28 protein-coding genes are annotated in these 23,874 nt (G+C 27.8%); 13 read left to right on the plus strand and 15 right to left on the minus strand.

The features are described 5' to 3' along the window. Both AC5SLL_RS05605 and AC5SLL_RS05610 read left to right on the plus strand, forming a co-directional pair. Entirely contained in the window at positions 1-348 is a 348-nt protein-coding gene (locus AC5SLL_RS05605) for a thiol-disulfide oxidoreductase DCC family protein (protein ID WP_271516259.1), read from the plus strand. 54 nt (positions 349-402) lie between these two features. Beyond that, positions 403-945: a tetratricopeptide repeat protein gene (locus AC5SLL_RS05610; RefSeq protein WP_494586403.1), complete on the plus strand. Its 543-nt coding sequence runs from the start codon at positions 403-405 to the stop codon at positions 943-945. A gap of 1 nt (position 946) precedes the next feature. Here the strand turns inward: AC5SLL_RS05610 and AC5SLL_RS05615 are convergent, their stop codons facing one another. From AC5SLL_RS05615 to AC5SLL_RS05630, 4 genes are all read right to left on the minus strand, one after another. Further along, positions 947-1,210 carry a hypothetical protein gene (locus AC5SLL_RS05615; RefSeq protein ID WP_494586404.1) on the minus strand — a complete coding sequence of 88 codons (264 nt, stop codon included), beginning with the start codon at positions 1,208-1,210 and terminating at the stop codon, positions 947-949. A 557-nt stretch (positions 1,211-1,767) separates the two neighbouring features. Beyond that, complete coding sequence (locus AC5SLL_RS05620) at positions 1,768-2,142, minus strand: hypothetical protein (RefSeq protein ID WP_494586405.1); 375 nt, start codon at positions 2,140-2,142, stop codon at positions 1,768-1,770. A gap of 4 nt (positions 2,143-2,146) precedes the next feature. Further along, positions 2,147-3,337, minus strand: coding sequence for a class I SAM-dependent methyltransferase (locus AC5SLL_RS05625; protein WP_494586406.1), 1,191 nt, complete (start codon positions 3,335-3,337; stop codon positions 2,147-2,149). After that, complete coding sequence (locus tag AC5SLL_RS05630) at positions 3,338-4,222, minus strand: dihydrodipicolinate synthase family protein (protein ID WP_494586407.1); 885 nt, start codon at positions 4,220-4,222, stop codon at positions 3,338-3,340. It abuts the gene before it with no gap. Positions 4,223-4,272: 50 nt separating this feature from the next. On the opposite strand from AC5SLL_RS05630, the gene AC5SLL_RS05635 reads away from it, so the two are divergent. Further along, positions 4,273-5,238 carry a glycosyltransferase family 9 protein gene (locus AC5SLL_RS05635; protein WP_494586408.1) on the plus strand — a complete coding sequence of 322 codons (966 nt, stop codon included), beginning with the start codon at positions 4,273-4,275 and terminating at the stop codon, positions 5,236-5,238. On the opposite strand, the gene AC5SLL_RS05640 is transcribed toward AC5SLL_RS05635, so the two are convergent. Next, positions 5,235-5,741, minus strand: a complete 507-nt coding sequence (locus tag AC5SLL_RS05640; protein WP_494586409.1) for a J domain-containing protein — start codon at positions 5,739-5,741, stop codon at positions 5,235-5,237. The genes AC5SLL_RS05635 and AC5SLL_RS05640 overlap by 4 nt on opposite strands. A gap of 17 nt (positions 5,742-5,758) precedes the next feature. On the opposite strand from AC5SLL_RS05640, the gene AC5SLL_RS05645 reads away from it, so the two are divergent. Both AC5SLL_RS05645 and AC5SLL_RS05650 read left to right on the plus strand, forming a co-directional pair. Beyond that, positions 5,759-7,834, plus strand: coding sequence for a S9 family peptidase (locus AC5SLL_RS05645; RefSeq protein WP_494586410.1), 2,076 nt, complete (start codon positions 5,759-5,761; stop codon positions 7,832-7,834). Between the two features lie 98 nt (positions 7,835-7,932). Next, a complete protein-coding gene (locus tag AC5SLL_RS05650) occupies positions 7,933-8,379 on the plus strand; it encodes an Hsp20 family protein (protein ID WP_494573789.1) in 447 nt (148 codons plus the stop codon). A gap of 47 nt (positions 8,380-8,426) precedes the next feature. On the opposite strand, the gene AC5SLL_RS05655 is transcribed toward AC5SLL_RS05650, so the two are convergent. After that, positions 8,427-8,684, minus strand: a complete 258-nt coding sequence (locus AC5SLL_RS05655; protein WP_494586411.1) for a hypothetical protein — start codon at positions 8,682-8,684, stop codon at positions 8,427-8,429. 178 nt (positions 8,685-8,862) lie between these two features. Between AC5SLL_RS05655 and AC5SLL_RS05660 the strand changes: the two genes are divergently transcribed. Continuing rightward, on the plus strand, positions 8,863-10,173 hold the full coding sequence (locus AC5SLL_RS05660; RefSeq protein ID WP_494572973.1) for an NCS2 family permease: 1,311 nt from the start codon (positions 8,863-8,865) through the stop codon (positions 10,171-10,173). Positions 10,174-10,206: 33 nt separating this feature from the next. On the opposite strand, the gene AC5SLL_RS05665 is transcribed toward AC5SLL_RS05660, so the two are convergent. Next, a complete protein-coding gene (locus AC5SLL_RS05665) occupies positions 10,207-10,743 on the minus strand; it encodes a phosphoribosyltransferase (protein ID WP_494586412.1) in 537 nt (178 codons plus the stop codon). A 29-nt stretch (positions 10,744-10,772) separates the two neighbouring features. On the opposite strand from AC5SLL_RS05665, the gene AC5SLL_RS05670 reads away from it, so the two are divergent. Both AC5SLL_RS05670 and AC5SLL_RS05675 read left to right on the plus strand, forming a co-directional pair. Next, on the plus strand, positions 10,773-11,663 hold the full coding sequence (locus AC5SLL_RS05670) for a glycosyltransferase family 17 protein (protein WP_494586413.1): 891 nt from the start codon (positions 10,773-10,775) through the stop codon (positions 11,661-11,663). A gap of 5 nt (positions 11,664-11,668) precedes the next feature. Continuing rightward, positions 11,669-11,965, plus strand: a complete 297-nt coding sequence (locus AC5SLL_RS05675) for a DUF1330 domain-containing protein (RefSeq protein ID WP_494587076.1) — start codon at positions 11,669-11,671, stop codon at positions 11,963-11,965. On the opposite strand, the gene AC5SLL_RS05680 is transcribed toward AC5SLL_RS05675, so the two are convergent. Together AC5SLL_RS05680 and AC5SLL_RS05685 are read right to left on the minus strand one after the other, a co-directional pair. Next, positions 11,952-12,587: a DNA-3-methyladenine glycosylase family protein gene (locus AC5SLL_RS05680; RefSeq protein WP_494586414.1), complete on the minus strand. Its 636-nt coding sequence runs from the start codon at positions 12,585-12,587 to the stop codon at positions 11,952-11,954. The genes AC5SLL_RS05675 and AC5SLL_RS05680 overlap by 14 nt on opposite strands. Then, entirely contained in the window at positions 12,580-13,464 is an 885-nt protein-coding gene (locus AC5SLL_RS05685; protein ID WP_494586415.1) for a DMT family transporter, read from the minus strand. Before AC5SLL_RS05685 ends, AC5SLL_RS05680 begins: the two co-directional genes overlap by 8 nt. A 35-nt stretch (positions 13,465-13,499) precedes the next feature. Here AC5SLL_RS05685 and msrA point away from each other — a divergent pair, with 35 nt between their 5' ends. The 4 genes from msrA to AC5SLL_RS05705 are packed head-to-tail and all read left to right on the plus strand — an operon-like array spanning position 13,500 to position 18,752. Further along, positions 13,500-13,943 carry a peptide-methionine (S)-S-oxide reductase MsrA gene (gene msrA / locus AC5SLL_RS05690; RefSeq protein ID WP_494586416.1) on the plus strand — a complete coding sequence of 148 codons (444 nt, stop codon included), beginning with the start codon at positions 13,500-13,502 and terminating at the stop codon, positions 13,941-13,943. A 1-nt stretch (position 13,944) separates the two neighbouring features. Further along, positions 13,945-14,757, plus strand: a complete 813-nt coding sequence (locus AC5SLL_RS05695) for a rhodanese-like domain-containing protein (protein ID WP_494586417.1) — start codon at positions 13,945-13,947, stop codon at positions 14,755-14,757. 3 nt (positions 14,758-14,760) lie between these two features. Next, positions 14,761-15,630, plus strand: coding sequence for an efflux RND transporter periplasmic adaptor subunit (locus AC5SLL_RS05700; protein ID WP_494586418.1), 870 nt, complete (start codon positions 14,761-14,763; stop codon positions 15,628-15,630). Continuing rightward, on the plus strand, positions 15,630-18,752 hold the full coding sequence (locus tag AC5SLL_RS05705; protein ID WP_494586419.1) for an efflux RND transporter permease subunit: 3,123 nt from the start codon (positions 15,630-15,632) through the stop codon (positions 18,750-18,752). The genes AC5SLL_RS05700 and AC5SLL_RS05705 overlap by 1 nt, the downstream gene beginning before the upstream one ends. On the opposite strand, the gene AC5SLL_RS05710 is transcribed toward AC5SLL_RS05705, so the two are convergent. Both AC5SLL_RS05710 and AC5SLL_RS05715 read right to left on the minus strand, forming a co-directional pair. Further along, positions 18,749-19,348 (minus strand): transglycosylase SLT domain-containing protein, encoded by a 600-nt coding sequence (locus AC5SLL_RS05710; RefSeq protein ID WP_494586420.1) that lies wholly within the window; start codon positions 19,346-19,348, stop codon positions 18,749-18,751. The genes AC5SLL_RS05705 and AC5SLL_RS05710 overlap by 4 nt on opposite strands. Beyond that, positions 19,341-19,724: a VanZ family protein gene (locus AC5SLL_RS05715; protein ID WP_494586421.1), complete on the minus strand. Its 384-nt coding sequence runs from the start codon at positions 19,722-19,724 to the stop codon at positions 19,341-19,343. Before AC5SLL_RS05715 ends, AC5SLL_RS05710 begins: the two co-directional genes overlap by 8 nt. 49 nt (positions 19,725-19,773) lie before the next feature. On the opposite strand from AC5SLL_RS05715, the gene AC5SLL_RS05720 reads away from it, so the two are divergent. Next, entirely contained in the window at positions 19,774-20,490 is a 717-nt protein-coding gene (locus AC5SLL_RS05720; RefSeq protein ID WP_494572985.1) for a 2,3-bisphosphoglycerate-dependent phosphoglycerate mutase, read from the plus strand. Here AC5SLL_RS05720 and AC5SLL_RS05725 read toward each other — a convergent pair. From AC5SLL_RS05725 to ahcY, 4 genes are read right to left on the minus strand one after another with little or no spacing between them, the layout of a single operon-like run. Beyond that, positions 20,479-21,168: a sugar phosphate nucleotidyltransferase gene (locus tag AC5SLL_RS05725; RefSeq protein WP_494572986.1), complete on the minus strand. Its 690-nt coding sequence runs from the start codon at positions 21,166-21,168 to the stop codon at positions 20,479-20,481. The two genes, AC5SLL_RS05720 and AC5SLL_RS05725, sit on opposite strands and share 12 nt — an antisense overlap. Then, a complete protein-coding gene (locus AC5SLL_RS05730) occupies positions 21,168-22,130 on the minus strand; it encodes an aminoglycoside phosphotransferase family protein (RefSeq protein WP_494586422.1) in 963 nt (320 codons plus the stop codon). The genes AC5SLL_RS05725 and AC5SLL_RS05730 overlap by 1 nt, the downstream gene beginning before the upstream one ends. Further along, the gene (tsaE, locus tag AC5SLL_RS05735; RefSeq protein ID WP_271516227.1) at positions 22,131-22,586 is read right to left on the minus strand and encodes a tRNA (adenosine(37)-N6)-threonylcarbamoyltransferase complex ATPase subunit type 1 TsaE; all 456 of its coding nucleotides are present in this window, start codon (positions 22,584-22,586) and stop codon (positions 22,131-22,133) included. After that, positions 22,570-23,856, minus strand: a complete 1,287-nt coding sequence (ahcY, locus tag AC5SLL_RS05740; protein ID WP_494572989.1) for an adenosylhomocysteinase — start codon at positions 23,854-23,856, stop codon at positions 22,570-22,572. The genes tsaE and ahcY overlap by 17 nt, the downstream gene beginning before the upstream one ends. Positions 23,857-23,874 lie beyond the last annotated feature (18 nt).

The following is a 23,874-nucleotide window of genomic DNA, read 5'->3' on the forward strand; positions in this document are numbered from 1 at the left end:
GTGAAAGTGTATTTTAATAATTCGTGTAAAATTTGTCGAACAGAGATCAATCTGTATAAAAAACAAAACATAAAAAATATTGAATGGGTTGATATCACAGACAATGAAACAGCAGAAATAGAAACTCAGAAAGATGCAAAAAGTCTTTTAAGAAGACTTCATATTAAAGATGGTGAAAATATTATTGAGGGTGCAGAAGCTTTCTTATTAATCTGGAAAAATATTCCTAAATATAGATTTCTCTACAAAGTTTTAAAAAAACCTATAATCTTTAATTTATTTTCATTTTTTTATGAAATTGTTGCATTTTTTTTATTCCTAAAAAATAAAAACCAGCTTTTAAAGTAGAAATTAGGTTTTTTTATTCTTGAGAATAAATATTGAATAAAATATCTTTTGCAAATGAGAGTTTTAATATTAGTTATATTATTTTTAAACCTTTCTTATTCTACTAGTTTTGCAGAAAAAAAAATTCTAAATAATCTATTCGATCAACTTAGAGATGTTACTAACCCAAAAACTGCTGAGTTACTGGAAAGAAAGATCTGGGATATTTGGAACGAACATCCAAATAATACGGAATTAACTCAAAAATTAGAATTAGGAACAGAGCTTATGCAATATGGAGATTATAATTATGCACTGAAAGTTTTTAATAATGTAATAGATAGTGATCCTGAGTGGTCTGAAGCATGGAATAAAAGAGCAACTGTATATTTTTTAATGAGTCAGTTTACAGAATCTTTAAGTGATATTGATAAAGTTTTAAGTATAGAGCCTAGGCATTTTGGAGCTTTATCTGGACAAGCAAGAATTTATATAAATTTAAAAAAGTATGAAAAAGCGATTAAAAGTATTGAAGAAGCATTAAAATTTCATCCTACATTTAAAAATCAAAAACTAATACCTGAAATTCAAAGGCTTATTAACGAAGAAAGTGTTTAATTTAATCTTTTTTAGCTCTTATTCTTGAAATTAATTGAGTTAATGAATCCACCATTAAGTCTGATGCTTTAAATATTTCATTGGCCTTAAATTCATGAGAGATATTTTTTTCTGGATTTGATTTATCTTCAATAACAATTCCTTCTTCTGGAGAATTATTCTTTATATAAATTAATAACAACCATTCTTCATCTGGAGCTTCATCCCATTTGATAAATATTTCTCCCGTTTCAAATCTTTGGTCAATACATCTAAAAATAGACATATGTCTTGTAATATGTCTTTTGTTAAGTTGAAAAACCAAACTACTTGCACTTCTATAGAAACTCTCAAGAGATAGTTCAATTTTTTGTCTAGCAATTTTATAGTCTCTTTCTTTTTGAAGTAGAGTTTCTCTATCTTCATTACCTTGAATTTCAACACCTAAAGCTTCTACTCTTTCTCTAATTTTTTGATCTCGTATAATTCTATATTTATCTTTTAATTTTTCTATTCTTGCCTGAAGACCTGTATAATCATCTCTTTTTTCCTTTAATGAAATTTTTTCAAGTTTTTCTAATTCTTTAATTTCTCTTATTCTGAATTTTTCAATTTGTTTATCTAGCTGTAACTGTTTTAAAAATTGTTTTTGTCTTTCGGCATGTTCAATTCTTATTAATACTTGTTCCTTTCGTAAAAATAACTTTATATCTCTTGCTCTTTCTTTCTCAAGTCTAGCCTCTTCCTTTAAAGCCTTCTCCTTAAGTTTGGTTTGTTCTTCCTCTTCTTTGATTTTTTGTTTTTGAATTAATAGTTTTTCTTTTTCTTTTTTTTCAATTTCTTCTATTTTTTTTCTTTTTTTTCTTCAGCTTTTAAAATCTTATATTCAACTATTCTATTAGCTATGCCATCAAAAAAGGCTTGTATATATTTTTCTAAACTAAAATTAATTTTAAAATTAAATTCTGGCTTTAAAGATTGTTGAAACTTAACTATTTGCGAAACAAGGCTTATTTTTTTTTTATTACTAAATTTTTGTTTTTTAATAAATTTTTTTGAAATATTTTTTATTTTTTTTTTGTTATTAATTTTTCTCTTTTTTTTTAAATTTTTATATTTTTTCTTAATGCTTTTTTTTACCTTATTTTTTTTTGAAGGTTTGTTTTTGATATTTTTTTTTTTATTTTTTTCATACTTTAAAAAGATTAGATTTATCAATTAATTACTGATAAATATAGTCTCTTGTAGTAGGTGTTGAAGTGTAATTTTTAGCTAGTTGAAACTGGTAAACTACCTGATCACCATATTTAAAAGCAATCTCACAAGACGTTAAGTAAAACTCCCACATTCTAAAAAATTTTTCATCAAACATTGATATTACTTTATTCTTATTGCTTAAAAACCTTTCTTTCCAATGTCTTAAAGTTAATGAGTAATGAAGCTTTAAAACCTCAACATCAGATACAATTAAGCCTGATTTTTCTATTGGTTTTGTCATCTCACTCATGCTTGGTGTGTACCCTCCTGGAAATATATACTTGTTAATCCAGGGCTGAGGGTCTCTTGGAGGGTCAACTGAACCTATAGTATGAACTATTGCTACTCCATTTTCGTCTAGTAAATTAAATATCTGATCAAAAAATTTTTTATAATATTTACGACCAACATGCTCAAACATACCTACACTTACCACTCTATCAAATTTATCATTAATTTGTCGGTAATCTAATAATTTGAAACGAACTTTTTTTTCTAAACCTAAATCCTTAATCTTTTTTAAACTAAAATTATATTGATTTTCTGAAAGCGTAATTCCTGTAACATCACAATCTATGCTTTTAGCAATATCGATAGCAAGAGAACCCCAGCCACTTCCTATATCAAGTATCCTTTGACCAGACTTAATATTTAATTTTTTTATGATATGATTAATTTTGTTATTTTGTGCAGTTTCTAAAGTATCATCTTCATTCTTAAAATAAGCACATGAGTATTGTTTTTTTGGATCAAGAAATAACTCATATAACTCATCAGAAATATCATAATGATGAGCAACATTCATTTTAGATTTTTTTATAAAATTAAAATTAGTTAAATATCTATAAGACCCTCTTAATTTATTTAAAATTTTATTAAATATATTTATATCTGTTCTGCCAATATTCATTAATGCGATATTTAAAAAATCAGTCAAAGATCCATTTTCAATCTCAATATCTCCTTCAGCATAAGCCTCGCCAAAATATAAATCTGGATAAAATAATAGTTTATAATTTAGTTTTTTATTTAGTAGTCTAACAACTATAGGGTCCTTGTTAAATGGTGTGCCTATTATATATTTATTAGAAAAAGCATCAATTAATACAAAGCCATCCTTTTTAAAAATATTATTTAAAAATCTTGCTAATTGCATTTAAGCTGCCTCTAATGCTTCTAATTTAAAATTAAGCTTATTAAGATCATCAACAAGTTGTTTTTTTTCTTTTTCATTTAAAAGACTCATAGGGGGTATAACATTTTTATAATTATCGTCTTGATCAGACATCAATGAATGTAATCCAGAAATTAAATTATATTGGTCAAATACACCTCTAACTTTACATAGAGTTTCATTGACTGTTTGCTTTTCTTTTTTACTGAAATCATCATAAACTTTTCTAGCTAAATTAGCTGTGACATTGCAAGTTGCAGTAATTATACCATCACATCCATTCTCAAGTCCTCTTAAAAGTTTCAATTCTGATCCTGGCATGACAGAAAAATTATCAATTTTCAAATTTTCATAAAGGTTATATGAGCTATCTTTTACTCCAATTATTTGTTTTGGAAATTTTTCAACAAGTTTTTCAACACAACTGATGCTAAATTTATAACCACACAATTTTTCAAAATTATATAAAACAATCCTACTATCTGGCACGGCATCTACTAATCTTGAATAAAATTCAACTACTTCACTATCACCATACTTATAATAAGCAGGAGGCATTATTAGAAATTCATTAAATTTTAAAGAATTAGCAATCTTCATTAAATTTATAGTCTCATTTAAAGAATTAAGACCAGTTCCAATTAAGTATTTATCTTTATAAACACTTTTTGATAATTTATTTAATAAACTAATTTTTTCACTAATTGGAATAAGTTGTGCTTGACCAGTGCTTCCAAAAATTACCACTCCATGACATCCTTGATCTATGATTTTTTCAGCATGGGCAATAGTTTTTTCAATATTTAGACTTAAATCATCGTTAAGAACTGACATTGAAGCTGCATAAATACCCCTAATTTTACCCATAACTAAAATTTATATAAAAAAAAAGTTTAGTAAAGGTATAAAAGCCTAATATGAAAATTTTAATAGTACAAAATAAAATGGGGATTGGAGATATGGTCATCTATTTGCCATTTATAAATGCTATATCTAAAAAATTTAATACACCCGTTAACATCCTTGTTAAAGAAAGTTCAAAAGCTGAAAAAATTTTAAAAGATGATAAATCAATAGATAAAATCATAATTCTAAAACAGGGCAATAAACAAAAAAATGCTGAGCATCAAGGCTTTAAAGGTTTTTTTAAATTAGTAAGGGAGCTAAAGGAATACAAATTTGATAAAATTTTTATTTTTAATTCATCATTAAGATTTAATTTGATTGCAAAATTTGCTGGAATCAAGAATGTTTATCAGTACCCTTTGTTTGACAAAAAAGAACAAAATATTATTGATGCCCCAAAAAAACTTTTAAAAAAAAAATTAAATCTAGATATACAAGAAAATCCAAAAATTTTACTTAATGAAAAATCTATTTTTGAAGCAAAACTAAAATTTAGAACTAAAAATGATGAAAAAAATATTTTACTTGGTATTGGAGGATCGGGTCCAACAAAAAGAATTCCTGCTAAAACATTTATAGAGCTTATTCGACTAACATCTAATACTCTCCGTTGTAAATTTTTTTTAGCCACTGGGAAAAATCAAGATGAACAAGAAATTCTAAAAGAAATATTGAATTCAGAGTTTAAGGATAAATGTATTCCTTTAGATGATCTAGATATTTATGAAATTTTAGGAATAATTAAAAATTGTGATATTTCTATTTGTAATGACTCAAGTTTTAGTCATCTTTCTTCAGGTCTTGGTATTAAAACAATTGTTTTAATGGCAGACACGCCATTAATATATGGGAGTTATAATACCTTGATGTACCCAATTCTGCCTGATGGAGAAAGCTTTGTAACGCATAACACTTTCGGTAAAGATAAAATTAATCCAATAAAAATTTTTGATCAATTGAAACAAATTTTAAATTAAGAAATATTTTTTAAGACTAGATCCTTCGCTTCATTTACAATTGAAGATAGCCTGGCTGTTTCTGGGGAAATATCAGGGTGAATTTTTTTTTGAATTTTTATATGAGCTTTCTGAACATCATCTTTTGTTACTCTTTTCTCAATATCTAGATTTAATATTTTGTAAGCCTCCTCTAGTGACAATGTTGAAAGATTCTTAATATTTTGATTTTGATTAAACGAAAATCTTCCTGATCTTCTAAGAGTTTGAATAAGTCTAAATAATCCAATTAATTGAAATATTGAAAGACCTTTTAATTTAACTACAGCCAAACTCAAAAGCGTCAAGGGCACGCTTAGTAAAAATTTTCCACCTATAAATAGAATTATAGCCAAGATAATTGATCCGACAAAAATTAATTTTCTTAAATGTTTTGATATTTTTTTAGAAGAAGCATTAGCTAAAAATTTTAATAAAAGATAAATAATTCCTAAAAAAACTAGTATATATATAATAATATTCATATATTTAATTTGTCCTCATGAAAATACCACAACTCAAAAAAAAATCAGAAATAAAAACGTGTCACAATGTCAGTTGGGAAGATAACTATAGCTGGATTCATCAGGCGGACATTCTAGAAGTTTTAAAAGATAATACAAAACTTAATCCAGAGGTTAGAAAATATCTTGAAGAAGAAAATTCATATACTGATTTTCACTTGTCTGACACCAAAGAAATACAAAAAAAATTATTTGATGAAATTAAAGGTAGAATAAAATTAGATGATGAGTCTCTTCCATTTAAAGATTTTGATTATGAATACTGGTCAAAGACCACCACAAAAGGAAATTATTCTATAAAATTAAGAAAAAAAATTGGCGCTAATAATATTGAGGAAATTTGGAATGGTGATGAAGAAAAAGAAAAACTTAACGTTGAATATTTTGGTGTTGGCGATTTAGAAGTTAGTTTTAATGATAAATATTTAGGATACTCTTTAGATACAAAGGGTTCAGAGTACTACACAATATATATTAGAGATATAAACACAAAAAAATTAATTACTGAAAAAATAGAAGAGACGTCTGGTGGTATAACTTTTAGCTTAGATGATAAATATATATTTTATTCAAAGCTTGATGAAAACCATAGACCAAGAAAAATTTATCGACACAAATTAGGAACCTCTGTTAAAGAAGATCAGTTAATATTTGAAGAAAAAAGTGAAGCTTTTACTGTTGGTATAAGTTTGAGTTCTGATGATAAATACTTTTTTATTAGCTCTTCAGACCATAATACCTCCGAACAGTATTACTTTGAAGTAAGTGAAATAAATCCTAAGCCTAAATTAATAAAAAAAAGACAAAGAGGAATTTTATATTCTGTCAATTCTTGGGATGGCAAATTTTATAATCACACTAATGAAAATGCTGAAGATTTTAAAATAGATATTAGTGATAGTTTAGAAAGTCCCAATTGGAAAACTTTTATATCTGCAAAGGATGAAGTTTTAATTGGTGGATTAACTTTTTTAAAAAATTGGATTATTAGATCAGAAACTTCTGATGCTTTAGATAAACTATTTGTAAAAAATATCACTACAGGAATAGAAGAAGAATTAATTTTTTCTGATGAAACTGTATATGTGCCTGGTGTATCTTTAAAACAAAGAGATAAAAATACTGATGAGATATACTTAAGTTATTCTTCACCAAAAACACAGTCTAGAGTTTACTCTTATAATCTAAGCACAAAAGAAAAAAGATTAGTTAAAGAACAAGAGATTCCTTCCGGTCATAATCCTGATAATTACATAGTTGAAAGAATTGATTGCAAATCTCATGATGGAAAATTGGTTCCTCTTACAATAACAAGACATAAAAATACTAAATTAGACGGATCTGCACATTTATTACTCTATGGTTATGGCTCTTATGGCAGTTCAATGAGTCCAGGGTTTTCTTCAACTAAATTAAGTTTAATCAATCGAGATATAATTTGGGTTACCGCTCATATAAGAGGTGGCATGGAAAGAGGGATGAAATGGTGGAAAGATGGAAAACTACTTAACAAAAAAAATACATTTGAGGATTATATTGCTTCTGCAAGATTTTTAATTGAAAATAAATATACTTCAAAAAATAAAATAATTGGGATGGGTGGTTCTGCTGGGGGACTTCTTATGGGTGCTGTAGTTAACCTAGCACCAGAACTTTTTTTAGGAATTATAATGGCTGTACCATTTGTAGACTCTTTAACTACAAACCTTGATCACTCTTTACCTTTAACTGTTGGAGAGTTTGACGAGTTTGGTAATGCAAAAGATAAAAAAGATCATTTTGATTATATATATTCATACGCACCTTATAATAATATTAAAAAGATGGACTATCCTCATATGCTCATAACAACTAGTTTAAGTGACAATAGAGTTTTATTTGATGAGCCAGCAAAATTTACAGCTAAACTTAGAGAATATAAAACCGATAATAATTTATTACTTTTAAAAACTGAAATGAATGCAGGCCATGGTGGTAAATCTGGGCGTGATGGTGCTATTGAAGAAATTGCATTAGATTATGCATTTGCCTTAAAAATTTGTAAAAAAATTTGATTATCCCATCTTGAAATTTTCAGACTAGTTCCTAAATATCAATTGTAAGTCGCCTAATGGGGCTTACTAAATTAACCTTGCTAACAAAGGAGGAAACTATGACAAGTAGGGATCTATCTATATTTAACACTCTAAGACCTTTTTCAATTGGTTTTGATGATATGTTTGACCAATTTGAAAATATGCTAGGAAATGGAGGGTTAACCATGCAGTCCAATTACCCACCTTACAACATTAGAAAAACTGGCAAAGACAACTACGCTATCGAAGTTGCTCTGGCTGGATTTAATAAAAATGATGTTGAAGTTGAGTTTGAGGATAATTTATTAACTGTTAGAACTAAACAAGTTGATAAATCAGAAAATAAATCTGATGATGGTGAAATTATTCATAAAGGTATTTCACAAAGACAATTTGCCAGATCATTTACAATTGCAGAGGATGTGAGAGTTAATGGTGCTGAATTAAAAGATGGTCTTTTGACAATCGCCTGTGAAAGAATTGTACCTGAATATAAAAAGAAAAAGCTTATTGAAATTAGATAAGTATTAACCTTATTTGTGGGGAGCACTTCCCCACAGGTATTAAATATTTAAAAACAACCATTTGACACAAAACCAATTACAATAGAGCTCGAATCTACTTCAAATCTTCTTTCACAAAGTATTCCATATTTTTTGGAATTATAAACAAGCTCCAAATTTCCTTTATCATTTTTAAAATCTTCATCAGGCTTACCTAGTTCCATTTGCAAACTATCTGAACTCTTTCCAATAAATTGACTTAATTTTGTATTTTCTTTTTCAACAATCTCATCAGTTTTATCTTTAATTGTTTGACAACCACTCACTAGACTAAAAAAAAATAAACTTATAAAAATATATTTTAATTTTCGCATGAAACGATGATAGCACCAAAAATATGGCTTAAATATAACTTATAAGTTGAATTGTGTTAATAAACATAGGTTTTTAAGAGAATTTACAAAAAAATTCTAATAAAACTCAAGTCTAATCTTAGGAGGATAAATGTTAGATAAATATTTTAACTACAAAAAACACAAGACAGATTTTAAAACAGAAGTAATAGCTGGTGTAACAACATTTTTGACAATGGCCTACATTATGTTTTTAAATCCATTTATATTATCAGGTGAATTTGCTGGACCAGAAAAAGGTTTCTTTGAATTTGGAGCAGTTTATACGGCAACAATTGTTGCTACAGCACTTGCTTGTTTCATAATGGCATTTTATGGAAAAACATGGCCAATAGGTTTAGCACCTGGCATGGGAATCAATGCGTTTGTTGCATTTGGTGTTTGTGCTGGAATGGGCTATACGCCTCAAGAAGCTTTGGGTGCTGTGTTAGTTGCTGGAGTTTTATTCTTAATCATTTCGTTAACACCTATCAGAGCTTGGTTAATTAACTCAATTCCAAGAAGTTTAAAATTAGGAATTGGTGCTGGTATAGGACTATTTCTTGCTATAATTGGTCTTCAAATAATGGAAGTTGTTGTTGATAACCCAGTCACCTTAGTTCAGCTAGGTGACTTAGGTGATCCACTTGTTCTATTAGGTTGTGCTGCGTTTATCTTAATGGTTGTTCTTGAAAAAATGAAAGTTAAAGGAAACATTATAATTGGAATTTTATTATTCAGTATAATTGCATGGGCTACTGGACTTGCTAAATTTAATGGGATTGCAAGCTCACCACCTCCAATGACCTACCTATTTGATTTTGATTTATCAGCTGCATTAACAGCAGGTATGACAACTGTTGTATTTACTTTATTATTTGTTGATTTTTTTGATACCGCCGGAACATTGACTTCTGTAGCTAACGTTGCTGGTAAGGTTGATAAAAATGGAAAAGTTCAAGACATAGAAAAAGCAATGATGGCTGACAGTGTTGGAACCGTTGCTGGTGCAATGATGGGAACAACAACTGTTACAAGTTATGTTGAATCTGGAGCTGGTGTGAAAGCTGGTGGAAAAACAGGAATGACCTCTTTAGTAATTGGTCTATTATTTTTAGCCTGCATATTCTTTGCTCCTTTAGCAACAAGTTTGCCTAAGCAAATTGATGGTGCAGCTTTATTATTTGTTTCTGTTCTTTTTGTTAGAAACATAACTGATATTGAATGGGACGATATTGGTGAAGCAGCCCCTGCTATTCTTGCAATGATAGCTATGCCACTAACATATAGTATTAGCAATGGTATTGCTTTGGCTTTTGTATCTTATGCATTAATCAGATTATTTACTGGTAAGTTTTCTTCAACTTCTCCAGCAATATGGGTTATTGCAATACTAAGTTTTATTAGCTTTGTAGTTGCTTAAAATATAATTTTTAGGGCTGGATTAATTCCAGCCCTATTTATTTCTCTTAATTATTTCTTCCATAGATAATTCTTCGTAATGTTCAGTTGGCTGAACAATCCATGGATCTGAATCTAATTTAACTGAACAAAAATCAGGCTCAAATGTAGAAGATTTTTTCTTCCACAAGCAGGCGGTTTTAACTTCATTAATATAATTTTTTGTTGGCTCATATTTTTTCAACCATTCAATACTTTTGTTCAAGGTTAATCCAGTATCTGAAAGATCATCAACTAATAATACTTTATCAAAATCTTTATTCTCAGCCAAGGAACTGATCTCTCTTGCAAACATTAATTGACCTTGTTTATCCTCCATTCCTTTTCCTGAATAGCTTTGGATAACAATATAAGCGATTGGTAATTTTAAAATTCTAGAGAGAATGTCTAGTATGGGTGCTGCACCTCTCATAATACCAACTAATACTGTTGGCTTGTAATTGTTATGGATTTCTATTGCTAATTTTTCTACAATTTTTGTATACTGCTCAAAATTGATAATTAATTTATCTGCCATAAAATTTTTTATCATATAAATATAAATAGAAAAGAATAAAAAATATGAAAATTTATGATTGCTTTATGTATTTTGATGAAGATATAGTTTTAGATGTTAGGCTAAATGTTTTAGACAAATATGTAGATAAATTTGTAATCATTGAGTCAGAATTTAATCACAAAGGTGAAAAGAGGACCCCTTTATTTAATATAAATAAGTTTATAAAATTTAAGGATAAAATTGAATATATTCTAGTAGGAACTATGCCAAATGAAATTGAGATTATTAACGAAAAAGATAGTAAAAATGAAATATATAGAAAATCTATTTTTAATGCTTGGAAAAGAGAAAATTATCAAAGAAATCAAATAAAAAAAGGATTGGTTGGTGCCAGTAATGATGATTGGGTAATAATCTCTGACTTAGATGAAATACCAAACTTGGAAAAAATAAACATTAAAGAAATAAAAGAAGATCTAATATTTTTTAAGCAAGACATGATGTATTATAAATTTAACTTAAAATTAAAAGATTATGAGTGGGTTGGAAGCAAAGCATGTAAATTGAAAAATTTGATTTCACCACAATGGATTAGAGATATAAAAGGTAAAAAATATAACTGGTGGAGAATTGACACTTTTTTTTCAAAAAGAAAATATAAAAATATTTTTTTTGTAAAAGATGGTGGTTGGCATTTTTCTTATTTAAAGAATCCAAAAAATATTGAAAAAAAACTGAAGTCATATCTACACCATATTGACTATGATCTAAATCCTGTTGGTGAAAAAGGTATCAAGGAAATGATTTATAATAAAAGAGCAATTTATAATATAAAAACTGATCAAAAAAACATTAAATTTGGTGGAGAAAATATTTTATCTAAAATTGATATTAACTTACTTCCAAAATATATTTCAGATAATAAAGATAAACTTAAAAATTGGATAGAATAATAATTATGAAGGCTTACTGGATTGCTTTATATAAAAGTATAGATAACTTAGAAAATCTTAAAAAATATGCTGAAAAAGTTACTGCGATTTTAAAAAGTTATGGTGCAAAACCCATTGTAAGAGGTGGAAAATTTCAAACTTTAGAAGGTGAAAAATACCCAAGAACAGTAATTTGGGAATTTCCAAGCTATGAGCAGGCTATCAAATGCCATGACTCTAAAGAATATCAGGCAGGTTGGGCTTTAGCTAAAGACACAACTAAGAGAAATTTACAAATTGTAGAAGGCTTTAGTACTGAATAGGTTCTGGATCAATACTTCTCCACAAATACCAAGTTGCAACAGAGCAATAAGGTGTAAATCTTTTATTTAATAATTTTACATAAGATTCTGGTGGAAAGTATTTTTTCTTATAATTTTTTGAAATTGCTCTTAGAAGTCCAATATCTTGGATTGGCCAAATATTTGAACGATTATAAGTAAATAATAAAATCATTTCTGCTGACCATCTGCCTATTTGTCTTAAATTAGACAAGTAGATAATAGCTTCCTCATCAGACATTTTTGGAACTAATTTTGGATTAAATGATTTATCAAGAGTTTCTTTTGCTAAACTTTTAATTCCTTTAGCTTTTAATCTGCTCAACCCACAACTTTTGAGCTGTGCAATTGATAACTTGGAAATTGTTTTTGCATTAATCTTGTTCTTACATTTTTTTTTGAATTTTAAAAAAACTGAGTTTGCCGCCATAACACTTATCTGTTGTCCAATAATACTTTTACATAATGAAAAAAAAATATCTTTTCTGGAAGTGAGTATAGTTTCAGATGGGGAATTATATTTGGTTATTAACTTTCTCATAATTTTATCTTTTTTAGATAAATATTTTTTAGCGGTATTCCAATATATTGGTGTTTTAGTCATGTCTAATGTTTGAAGGTATTTTTTGTTTATAGTAAATTTCCCTTCTAAAAATCACAAGGGAAGATATTATCACTAGTGATGCACCAATTAATGTTTTAAAAGTTGGTATCTCATTCCAAATCATATAACCAAAAAATACAGCAAAAACTAATGACAAATATTTTAATGGAGCAACCAAAGATACTTCAGAAAGCTTGTAGGATTGGGTTAATAATAAATTTGCAGCACCTCCAGTAACTCCAATTAAAGCTAAAAGAATAAAATCTTTAAAATTAGGCATTATCCAACCTAAAGGAATTGTTGCTAAGCCTGCAATAGATATTGTAATTGTAAAAAAAATAGAAATAAGCCAAATTGGTTCTGTTGTAGATAATTTTCGAATTGTGATAGTTACAAATGCCATTCCAATGCAAAAAATTATTGGTAAAAAATAAAGAAAATTCATTTCTACAAATCCAGGTTCAGAAATTACAATCACTCCAATAAAACCTACAATAACTGCTGCCCATCTAAAAATACCAACTTTTTCACTTAATAAAAAAATTGATAAAATAGTGATAAAAAGTGGAGCCGCGTAAGAAAGGCTTACCACCACAGCAAGAGGCAGTTCTCTCAAAGCTATTACTATTGCAATTAGTGCAATTAAACCCATAACACATCTAAAAATATGTTCAGTAGGTCTTTTGGTTTTATAAAAAGTTCTTAATTGATCCTTTGGGATTAAAAAATAAGTTGGCAGAAGACCAAAAAAACCTCTAAAGAAAAGAACTTGTCCTGTAGGGTAATCCCCTGACCATTTTACAAGCAAATCCATTATAGAAAAAGTACAAACAGACAAAAACATGTACAATAAACCTAATTGATTTTTAGTTAACATAGGAATAATTTGTAGATTAAATTAAAGGATAATCAATGGAAATAGCTGTCTTAGGATTAGGATGTTTTTGGGGACCTGAAATAAAATTTAGTAAACTTGAAGGTGTTATAAAAACTGAAGTTGGTTATTGTGGCGGTGACATAAAGGAAACAAATTATAAAGAAGTTTGTGAAGGAACTACCAATCATGCTGAAGTTGTTAAATTAGATTTTAATCCAACCATTATTTCTTATAAAAAAATTTTAGAATATTTTTTTGAAATACATGATCCAACAACATTAAACTCACAAGGGCCTGATTTTGGTACTCAGTATAGAAGTGAAATCTTTTACCTTAATGATAAGCAAAAAGAAATTGCTAAACAGATGATTGATAAAGAAAATTCAAGGTTATCTGGAAAAGTAGTAACAAAGATTTCTTTAGTGAAAAATTATTGCCCAGCTGAAGAATATCATCAACGATATTTAGAAAAAAGATAAGATGTCATTAGTAAGTACTGATTGGTTGATGACAAATCTTAATAAAGTAAAAATTATTGATTGTTCATGGCACATGCCTCAAACCAAAAGAAATGGTTTTGAAGAATATAATAAACAACATATAAAAAATGCAATTTTTTTTGATTTAGATAAAAATTCAAAAAAAGATACTGACCTTCCCCATATGCTGATTGATAATAAATCATGGGAAAATATTGTTTCAAATATGGGCATTACAAATGATGATCGGATTATTGTTTATGATAACTCAGATGTTATTAGCTCATGTAGATGTTGGTATAATTTCATTTATTTTGGACACAATCCAAATTTGATAAAAGTATTAGATGGTGGTTTAAATAAATGGGTTAGTGAAAAAAAACCCACTACAAACGATATAGTAAATATTGAACCTTCTCATTATTCTGCTAATGAAAAAATAGAATTAGTAAAAAATAAAGCCCAAATTAATGAAAATATTTTAACAAAAGAATTTTTAGTTATTGATGCAAGAAGTAAAGAGAGATTTGAAGGTGTGGTGCCTGAGCCAAGAAAAGGCTTAAGAAGTGGTTCTATAAATAATTCTTATTGCCTTCCATTTTCTGAACTTATAAATGCTGATCATACTTTTATTGATAAAGAGAAAATTTTTCAAAAGTTTAGCTTAATAAAAAGTAGCCTAGACAAAAATATTGTGTTTACATGCGGATCTGGTGTTACTGCTGCAGTTTTGGCACTTGCTTATTCTTTAATAGATAATAAATATAATCCAGTAATCTATGATGGTTCATGGAGTGAATATGGAAAAAGCTAAAATATGAAAAGATCAACAAAAATTACTTCAGCAATCATTGCTTTCTTTTTAATTATTACAATTGTAATTGTTGGAAGAACAATGATTGGTAATCATTTTGCAAAAAAGTTTAGTAAAAGACCACCTCCAGGGATAATCGTTAAAGAAGTTTCATATAAAGATTTTTCTGAAAAAATTGAAAGTTATGGTACTGCAGTCTCAAAAAGAACTGAGTCTTTTAGAATTAAAAAAGATGATTTAACTAGAGAGTTAACCTTAAAAGATAATGTAAAAAAGGGAGATTTAATAGTTCAGCTTAAAGATAGAAAGATTGTTGCTCCATTTGATGGTGTGCTTGGATATAGAGGTATTACAGGAGATATTCTTGGCTCGGATAATTCAATTATTATAACATTAGATGATAATTCAATTTTATATTCTGATATTAAAATCCCTGAAACATTTGCTTCTTTTATCAAAAAAGATTTACCTGTTAAGGCAAAATTCTCAGGTATGAAAAATAAAGTATATCATGGAAAAATATATGCTGTTTCAAGTAGAATTAATGCAGAAACAAGAAGTTTATTAACAAGAGTTATAATTCAAAATGAAAATTCTGAATTAATTCCAGGGTCCCTTCTAGAAATTGATGTTAATTACAATGAAAGAAACTCTCTTGGGATTCCAGATACAAGCATGATGGTAGAGGGTAGCAAGTATTTTGTTTATAAAGTGTCTGAAGATAATATTGCAAATAAAACTGAAATAGAAATTGGAATTAGAAATAATGGATTTATTGAGATCGTATCAGGTCTTGATGAAGGAGAATTTGTTGTTGCTGAAGGGCTAAAGAAAGTTAGGCCTAGAGGTAAAATCAAACCAATTAAAAAATAATGTATATAACAGAAGTAAGTATAAGAAGACCAGTTGTTGCATGGGTAATGTCTCTTATATTAATTGTATTTGGTATTTTTGTTTTTTTTGAATTACCTGTTAGAGAAAATCCTGATGGCTTACAACCGCCTGTGGTACAGGTTAGAGTGGATTATAAATCAGCATCTGCATCAATCATTAATCAGGAAATTACTCAAGTAATCGAAGATATTATTGGAGGAGCTGAAGGAATAAAGAATATAGATTCTTCATCTGAAAATGGGAGTAGCTCTGTTAATATTGAATTTAATACTGATATAGATTTAGACGACGCTGCAAATGATATCAGAGAAAGAGTTGCAAGAGTTGTTGATAATCTTCCAAGTGAAGCAAATGCTCCTCAGATATTAAAACAATCTGCTGGGTTTACTACCACAATGTGGTTAGCAGTAACCTCAAATAATTGGAGTGATTTAGAGCTTGGAGATTACACAGAAAGATATTTGGTTGACCAGTTTTCAAGTGTTAAAAATGTTGGCAGAATTAGAACTGGAGGATTAAGAGAATTAAGTGTTCGAGTTTGGATAGATCCTATAAAACTAGCTGCAAACAATCTAACAATTCAAGAAGTTGAGAGAGCATTAAGGAATGAAAATGTAAGTTTGCCTGCTGGTACACTTGAGGCAAACAACATAGATCTAACTTTAAATTTAGATAAGTCTTATAATAATATTAATTCCATCAAAGAGTTACCAATTAAAATGTTAAAAGATAGCATTGTTAAACTTTCTGATATCGCAGTTGTGGAATTTGGACCAGTTTCTGAAAAAACATTATTTAAAGCTCAAACAAAAGAAGCTTTAAACTTAAAAACTGTAGGTATTGGTATTTATGCAAAAAGTGGTGCTTCAACAGTAGAGCTATCAAAAGCAATTAAAAAAAAAATAACTGAAATTAAAAAAACATTACCTGAAGGAGTTAACATTGAAGTTGCTTTTAATAGAGCTGACTATGTTGCTTCAGCTATTAATGAAGTTTACAAAACTCTTCTGGTAGCTTTTATTTTAGTTGTAATAATTATTTATTTATTTCTTGGAAATATAAAAGCGGTAATTGTTCCTGCAATTGCTCTACCTGTAAGTTTAATTGCTTCTTTTTTAGGACTCTATCTATTTGGGCTTTCAATAAATATTTTTGTCTTATTAAGTTTTATTTTAGCTATTGGAATTATTACTGATGACTCTGTAATAATGACTGATGCAATTTATTCTAGAATTGAAAAAGGAGAAAATCCACTAGTAGCTTCTTATAAGGGATCAAAACAAATAAGTTTTGCAATTATTGCTACAACATTAATCCTTGTAGCTGTTTTTCTACCATTAATATTTATTGATGGAATTGCTGGAACATTATTTAGAGAGACCGCAATAGCACTGTCTGTTTCTATAGTCGTATCATCATTCGTTGCTCTTACATTATCTCCTATGTTAGCAAGCAAATTTTTAATTAAACAACCGAAACAAAATAAAGTAGTGATTAAATTTGATGCTTTTTTTAAATCATTATCAAAATTTTATGAAGAAACTTTAAGTTATTGGCTTAATAAACAGAAAATTATAATTTCATTTATTATTTTAACTATCTTGGCTTCTGGTATTTTGTATACATTTACAAAAAAAGAATTGTTACCTTTAGAGGACAGGGGTGTATATCTTGTTCTTGGTTTTACTGATGAAGGAAGTTCATTTGAATATACGGAAAAAAGAGCTCAAGATGTTGAAGAAAGATTAATACCTCTCCTTCAGGCAAAGGATAGTCCGTATAAAAGATTTATTATGAGAGTTCCAGGTTTTGGAAGTAATAGAAATTCATTTAATAGTTTCATAATTATTGCTCTACTAGATGATTGGGCTGATAGAAAAAAAAGTTCACAAACTGTGATGAGAGAAGCTATTGGAAAAATCGTTACTGTTCCTGAAACTGTAGCTTTTCCAATATCGCCTCAATCAATTCGTGTTTCTAATTTTAATAAACCAGTTCAAATGGTTATATTGGGCTCAACTTACGAAGAATTAGAAGTAGTTCAAAATACGATAATATCAGAGCTTAGAAAAAATAAACAACTTTCAAGAATAGAGTCTGATTATTCCAGAGATAAGCCTGAGATTAAACTTATTATCAATAAAAATAAGGCTAAAGACTTAGGAATATCAACAGACTCAATTGGTAAAACGTTAGAGACACTTTATGGGGGCAAAACTGTTACAAAATTTGATCAACGGGGTAAAGAATACCCAATTATTTTGCAGCAGTACTTGGAGGATAGAAGATCCAAAGAGAGTTTAGCAAAAATATTTGTAAGATCTGATACAACTGGAAAATTAATTTCTCTTGCAAATTTAGTAGAGTTTAAAGAAGAAGGCTCTGCTAAAAAACTAGCAAGATATAATAGACAAAGTGCAGTAACTATATCTGCAAATATTTCAGAAAATTATACATTAAGTGAAGCTATATCTTATTTGGAACAAACAATCTCAAATCTTGGAGTAGAAAATCAAATTACTTGGAAAGGTAAATCAGAAGAATTAAAAGAAACTAGTAATGAATTATTTATTATTTTTGCTTTGGCTTTCTTAACGGCATATTTGGTAATGGCAGCAACTTTTAATTCATTCATTCACCCTTTCATAATTATGTTAACTGTACCGCTGGCTCTTTTTGGTGGATTAGTTTTTATTTTATTCTTAAATAGTTCCATAAATATTTTTTCACAAATCGCTCTTGTTATATTAATTGGAATATCTACCAAGAACAGTATACTTATAGTAGATTATGCAAACCAACTCCGAACAGCTGGTAAAAATATTGAAACATCGGTTAAAGAAGCTTGCCAATTAAGATTTAGACCAATAATGATGACTTCAATGAGCACGATGATAGCAATGTTACCACTTGTTATTGGAAACATTGGCCCTGGAGCTGGAGAAGCTTCACGATTAGCAGTAGGAGCAACTATCTTGGGAGGAATGATCATCTCAACATTGTTTACTCTTTATGTGACACCAACTATGTATTTGGTATTAGCAAAAAATACTAAACGAATAGATTCTGTTGACATTGAATTAAAAAAACAGCTTCGTTAAAAAATAATATATTTGTTTTTATTTAATCTTTTCTGACATTCTCTAAGTTGAGATTTATATTTATCAGATTGATTTTTAACTCTTTTTGCCAATCCTATAACTTTTTGATTATTTTTATAATTTTTATAACCACCCCAACCTTCGTGATATGCAATATATTGTCTAAACGCATCTTGTTTTGAAATTTTTAGGAGAGATTCTGTTTTATCTGTATACCAACCAATAAAATCAACACTATCCTTAAATCTTGCTCTTGTTGCTAATTTATTACCTGTCTCATTTTTATATTGCTCCCATGTTCCTTTGACTGCTTGAGAATAACCAAAAGAACTTGAGGGTCTTTTAAAAGGTATAATTTTAAATAGCTTTTGTCTTTCTGGTTTTGCTAACCAGTCAAAATCGGACTCCATTTTTATTATTGCCAGTTGAACATAAATTGGGGTACCCCATTTTTTTTCAGTACTTTTGGCGTGTTTATACCAAAGATATCTCTCATTAAAAATTGAACAACTATTTGATGTATTTTGTGGAATTGAAGAACAGCCTAAAATTAAAGTAAATATTGAAAAAAAAATAAAATTTTTAATTTTAAGCATATCTACTTATCACTTTATAAATAATAACTACAAATATAACACCTACTAAGTTTCCAAATAAATCACTAAATTCAAATCCTCTGTTAGGAATAATAAGATGAAAAAATTCTAGAATAATTGATAGAAATATTAAATATAAAGATAAAAAATTTAAATTTTTAGTTTTATGATAAGCAAAAAAACCAAAAAAAGAAAGTAAAGCAAAAGCATAAAAATGATTACTAGATATAATAAAATCTCTAGTTATTTGAGGTTGAATATTTAAGTCATTATAAAGAAAATACCCAAAAATACTGCCTGGAAACAAATAGAGTATAATTAATATTATGTTTAAAAAATAGAATATGAGTTTTAAAAATTTTATTAAATTATTCATAATAATTATATTCATTTTATAGGTTATATAAGTTATTAAAATATATCAAATGCCTCATTTAATTTTAGTTAGACATGGACAAAGTGAATGGAATCTAAAAAAAAGATTTACAGGCTGGGTGGACGTTGATCTCACAGAACAAGGAAAGCAAGAAGCACTTAAAGCGGGAGAAAGTATTAAAAAAATTAAAATAAATATCGATTATTTTTTTTCATCATTTCAATTAAGAGCCATTAACACACTAAAATTTATTCGAAATACACTGGGGAATGACAAACAATTCATTCGAGCCTGGCAATTAAATGAAAGACATTATGGCTCATTAACTGGATTAAATAAAGATGAGATGAAAGAAAAACTTGGAGAAAAAAAAATTCATGAATTCAGACGATCTTGGGATATTAGACCTGATCCATTAGACAGACAAAACCCTTATCATCCTTTAAATATTGAAGTGTATAAGGATATTCCAAAAGAAAATATTCCTGACACAGAATCTCTTAAAGATACTTATGAAAGAGTCATTCAATTTTACAAAAATGAAATACAAAATAAACTTTTGGATAATAAAAATATTTTAATTTCAGCACATGGAAATTCTATTAGAGCTTTATGTAAATACTTATTTAAATTAGATAAAGACAAAATATCATTATTAGAAATACCTACGGGCAATCCACTTTTAATCGATTTAGATATTTCACTTAATATTAAGGAGTGTTTTTATTTAGATAAAGAAAGAGCTAAAAATTTACTAGTTTTTTAATAAATTCTGGTAAACTTCGAGATTAGTTAAGTGATAAAAATTTTCTAAACTTTCAAAACCATAAAGACTATTATTTTCAATTAAATTATTCCAAATCTCTGATATTGAAAAATTATGAACTGAATAAGATTTAAATAAATCCTTATTTATAATTTGGCATCCTGTATAAATTAAATTATTTAATTTATCTTTTTTAATCACATTATTATTAAGGCTAAAATCACCTGACAAATTTTTATCAAAGCTAAAATTTTTATTTACTAATAAAAGTATATTCTTAACTTTATTTAAGAAGTATAGTTTTTCCATACCCTCTATATCTTTTTTATAATTTTCACCCCACACAGTATCTGGATTAAAAACTAAAAAATCCATGTCTTTTGAAGAATTTACCATATTTAAAACTCCTCCTCCTGTGTTTAAAATATTATTTCCATCTTTAATTATTTTAATTTCAATTTTAAATTTTTTTTCTTCTATAAAGTTTTTGATTTTTTCTTCTAAATAAAAAGTATTTACTAGAATTTTTTTTATGCCTAATGATACTATTAAGTTAATACAATTCTCTAATAATGTAATTTGATTAATTTTTAAGAGTGGTTTTGGTGTTGTTAGTGTTAATGGATTTAACCTCTTTCCATAACCGGCACACAAAATTAATGCGGTTTTAATTTTCATTAAATTTTTCTCATTTTATTTGAAAAATTATTATCTAATATTTTCTTTAAATCATTAAAAACTGGGTTTTTTTTAATTCTTAGTTCTATTAATCTCCAAGTATAAGGTATTAATTTTAAATATTTTAACTTCTTGTCTCTAATAGCCAGTCTTGTGAAAATTCCAATTATCTTCATATTTCGAAGAATTGATAAAATTTCGAAATCATTAACTAAATTATACTTATCAATTTTTTTTTTATTCAATTTTATATAATATCTAAATATATCTTCTTTTAACTTTTGACTGGTTTTAAATCTAACATCATCAATTAAAGATGCTAAATCATAAGCTCTATTTCCTATCAATGCATCTTGTGTATCTATCACTCCTAATTTTCCATTAAATTTCATTAAATTAGACACATGAAAATCTCGATGAACAAAAACATTATGTTTACATCTTAAATTTCTTGATAAAATTATTATTTGTTCATTAATTTCTCTTTTAAACTTTAAAAATTTATTTTTTTTTACAAATTTTTTAGCATACCATTTGGTAAATAAATTGGCTTCTTCGTGCAATATACTATTGCTATAACGGGGTATCTTATAAATTTTATTTTTAAAATTTATAACTTTATTTTTTTTAATTGTTTGAATTTTATGAAGAAGCTGAACTGATTTTTTAAATAAGTTTAATTGTTGATTATTATTTTTTTTTAATAGATTAAAAATTGTTTGATCACCAAAATCTTCAATTTCTATAAAATTTTGTTTATAATTTTCACTATAAAGTTTAGGGGCTAAAATTTTATTTTGAATTAACAATCTATTAATTGCATCATAAATTAATAAATTTTTTTCTTTTTCTTTAGATGCATGAACTATAACAGATTTTTTTGTTTCTTTAATTTGTCTATAAAAGGTTCTAAATGATGCGTCACCTTTTAATTTTTTTAATTTATAATTATTAGGCAGCATTTAGTTTTTTAAATTTTTGATAGTTAAAAATCTCTTACTTAAATCATCATTATATTCAAAAAATAATTCTATCTTATCTTCAATATTTTTTTCTATTTTTTCTGGCCATTCAATTAAGGTTAAAACTTCCTTTCTATTTTCTAATAGACCAATATTTTTTATCTCATCAATATTTTTTAGTCTATAAAGATCATAATGTTGAACGGTAAATTTTCCAACATCATACTCATTTACTAAATTAAATGTAGGGCTTGTAATTTCTGTTTGATTTATATTATTTAATTTTTGTAAATTATTAATTAGATGTTTTATAAAAGTTGTTTTACCAACACCTATTTCACCATGAAATAATACAACATCAGCTTTATTTAATGATATTGAGATTTTTTTAGCTAACTCTGAGGTTCTATCTTCTAATGAGATATCTAATTTTTCGCTATTAGTAGCGATAGGCATCTGGTTTAAATGGTCCTTCTGTCTCAACACTTATATAATCTGCTTGTTCTTTAGATAGTTTGGTTAGTTTTGCACCCACTTTTTTTAGGTGAAGCATTGCAACTTTTTCATCTAAATTTTTTGGTAATACATAAACTTTATTTTCATAATTTTTATGGTTATTCCATAATTCTATCTGAGCCATTACCTGATTTGTAAATGATGCACTCATTACAAAACTAGGATGTCCCGTTGCACAACCTAAATTCACTAGTCTACCTTTGGCTAATAAAATAATTCTCTTACCATCAACTAACTCGATCTCATCTACTTCTGGTTTAATTTCAGACCATTTATAGTTTTTTAAAGCATCAACTTGAATTTCATTATCAAAGTGTCCAATATTGCAAAGTATTGCTCGATCCTTCATTTTTCTCATGTGATCAGCTGTAACAATATCTTTATTCCCAGTTGCTGTTACAATGATATCAGCTTTATCAATAGCGTCATCCATTAACACAACCTCATATCCCTCCATTGCTGCTTGAAGCGCACAAATTGGATCTGCTTCAGTGACCATTACTCTAGCACCGCTATTTCTTAATGATGCAGCACTACCTTTACCAACATCACCAAAGCCTGCAACAATTGCAACCTTTCCTGACATCATAACATCCGTAGCTCTTCTAATACCGTCAACCAAGCTTTCTCTACAACCATATAAATTATCAAATTTTGATTTTGTAACTGAATCATTAACATTAATTGCAGGGATCATTAAAGAACCCTCTTTTTCCATTTTATTCAGTGCTTTAATTCCTGTAGTAGTTTCTTCTGAAACACCTTTTATTTCTTTTAATAAATCTTTGTATTCGTTATGCATAATTGCAGTTAAATCACCACCATCATCCAATAACATATTAGCTTTCCAATCTTTTTTTCCCTCAATAGTTTGTTTAATGCACCAAAGATATTCCTCTTCTGTCTCACCTTTCCACGCAAAAACTGGTATACCTGCTTTTGCTATGGCTGCCGCTGCATGATCTTGAGTTGAAAAAATATTACATGAAGACCATCTCACTTCAGCTCCAAGCTCAACTAGTGTCTCAATTAAAACAGCTGTTTGAATTGTCATGTGAAGACAACCAAGAATTTTTGCACCCTTTAAAGGAGTTTTTCCTTGATACTCCTCTCTTAAAGCCATTAGTCCTGGCATTTCACTTTCTGCAATAGAAATTTCTTTTCTACCAAATTCTGCTTGTGATATATCTTTTACTTTAAAATCATCCATCGAACGGTCTTCTAGCAA

Source organism: Candidatus Pelagibacter sp. PS_43 (assembly GCF_059417795.1).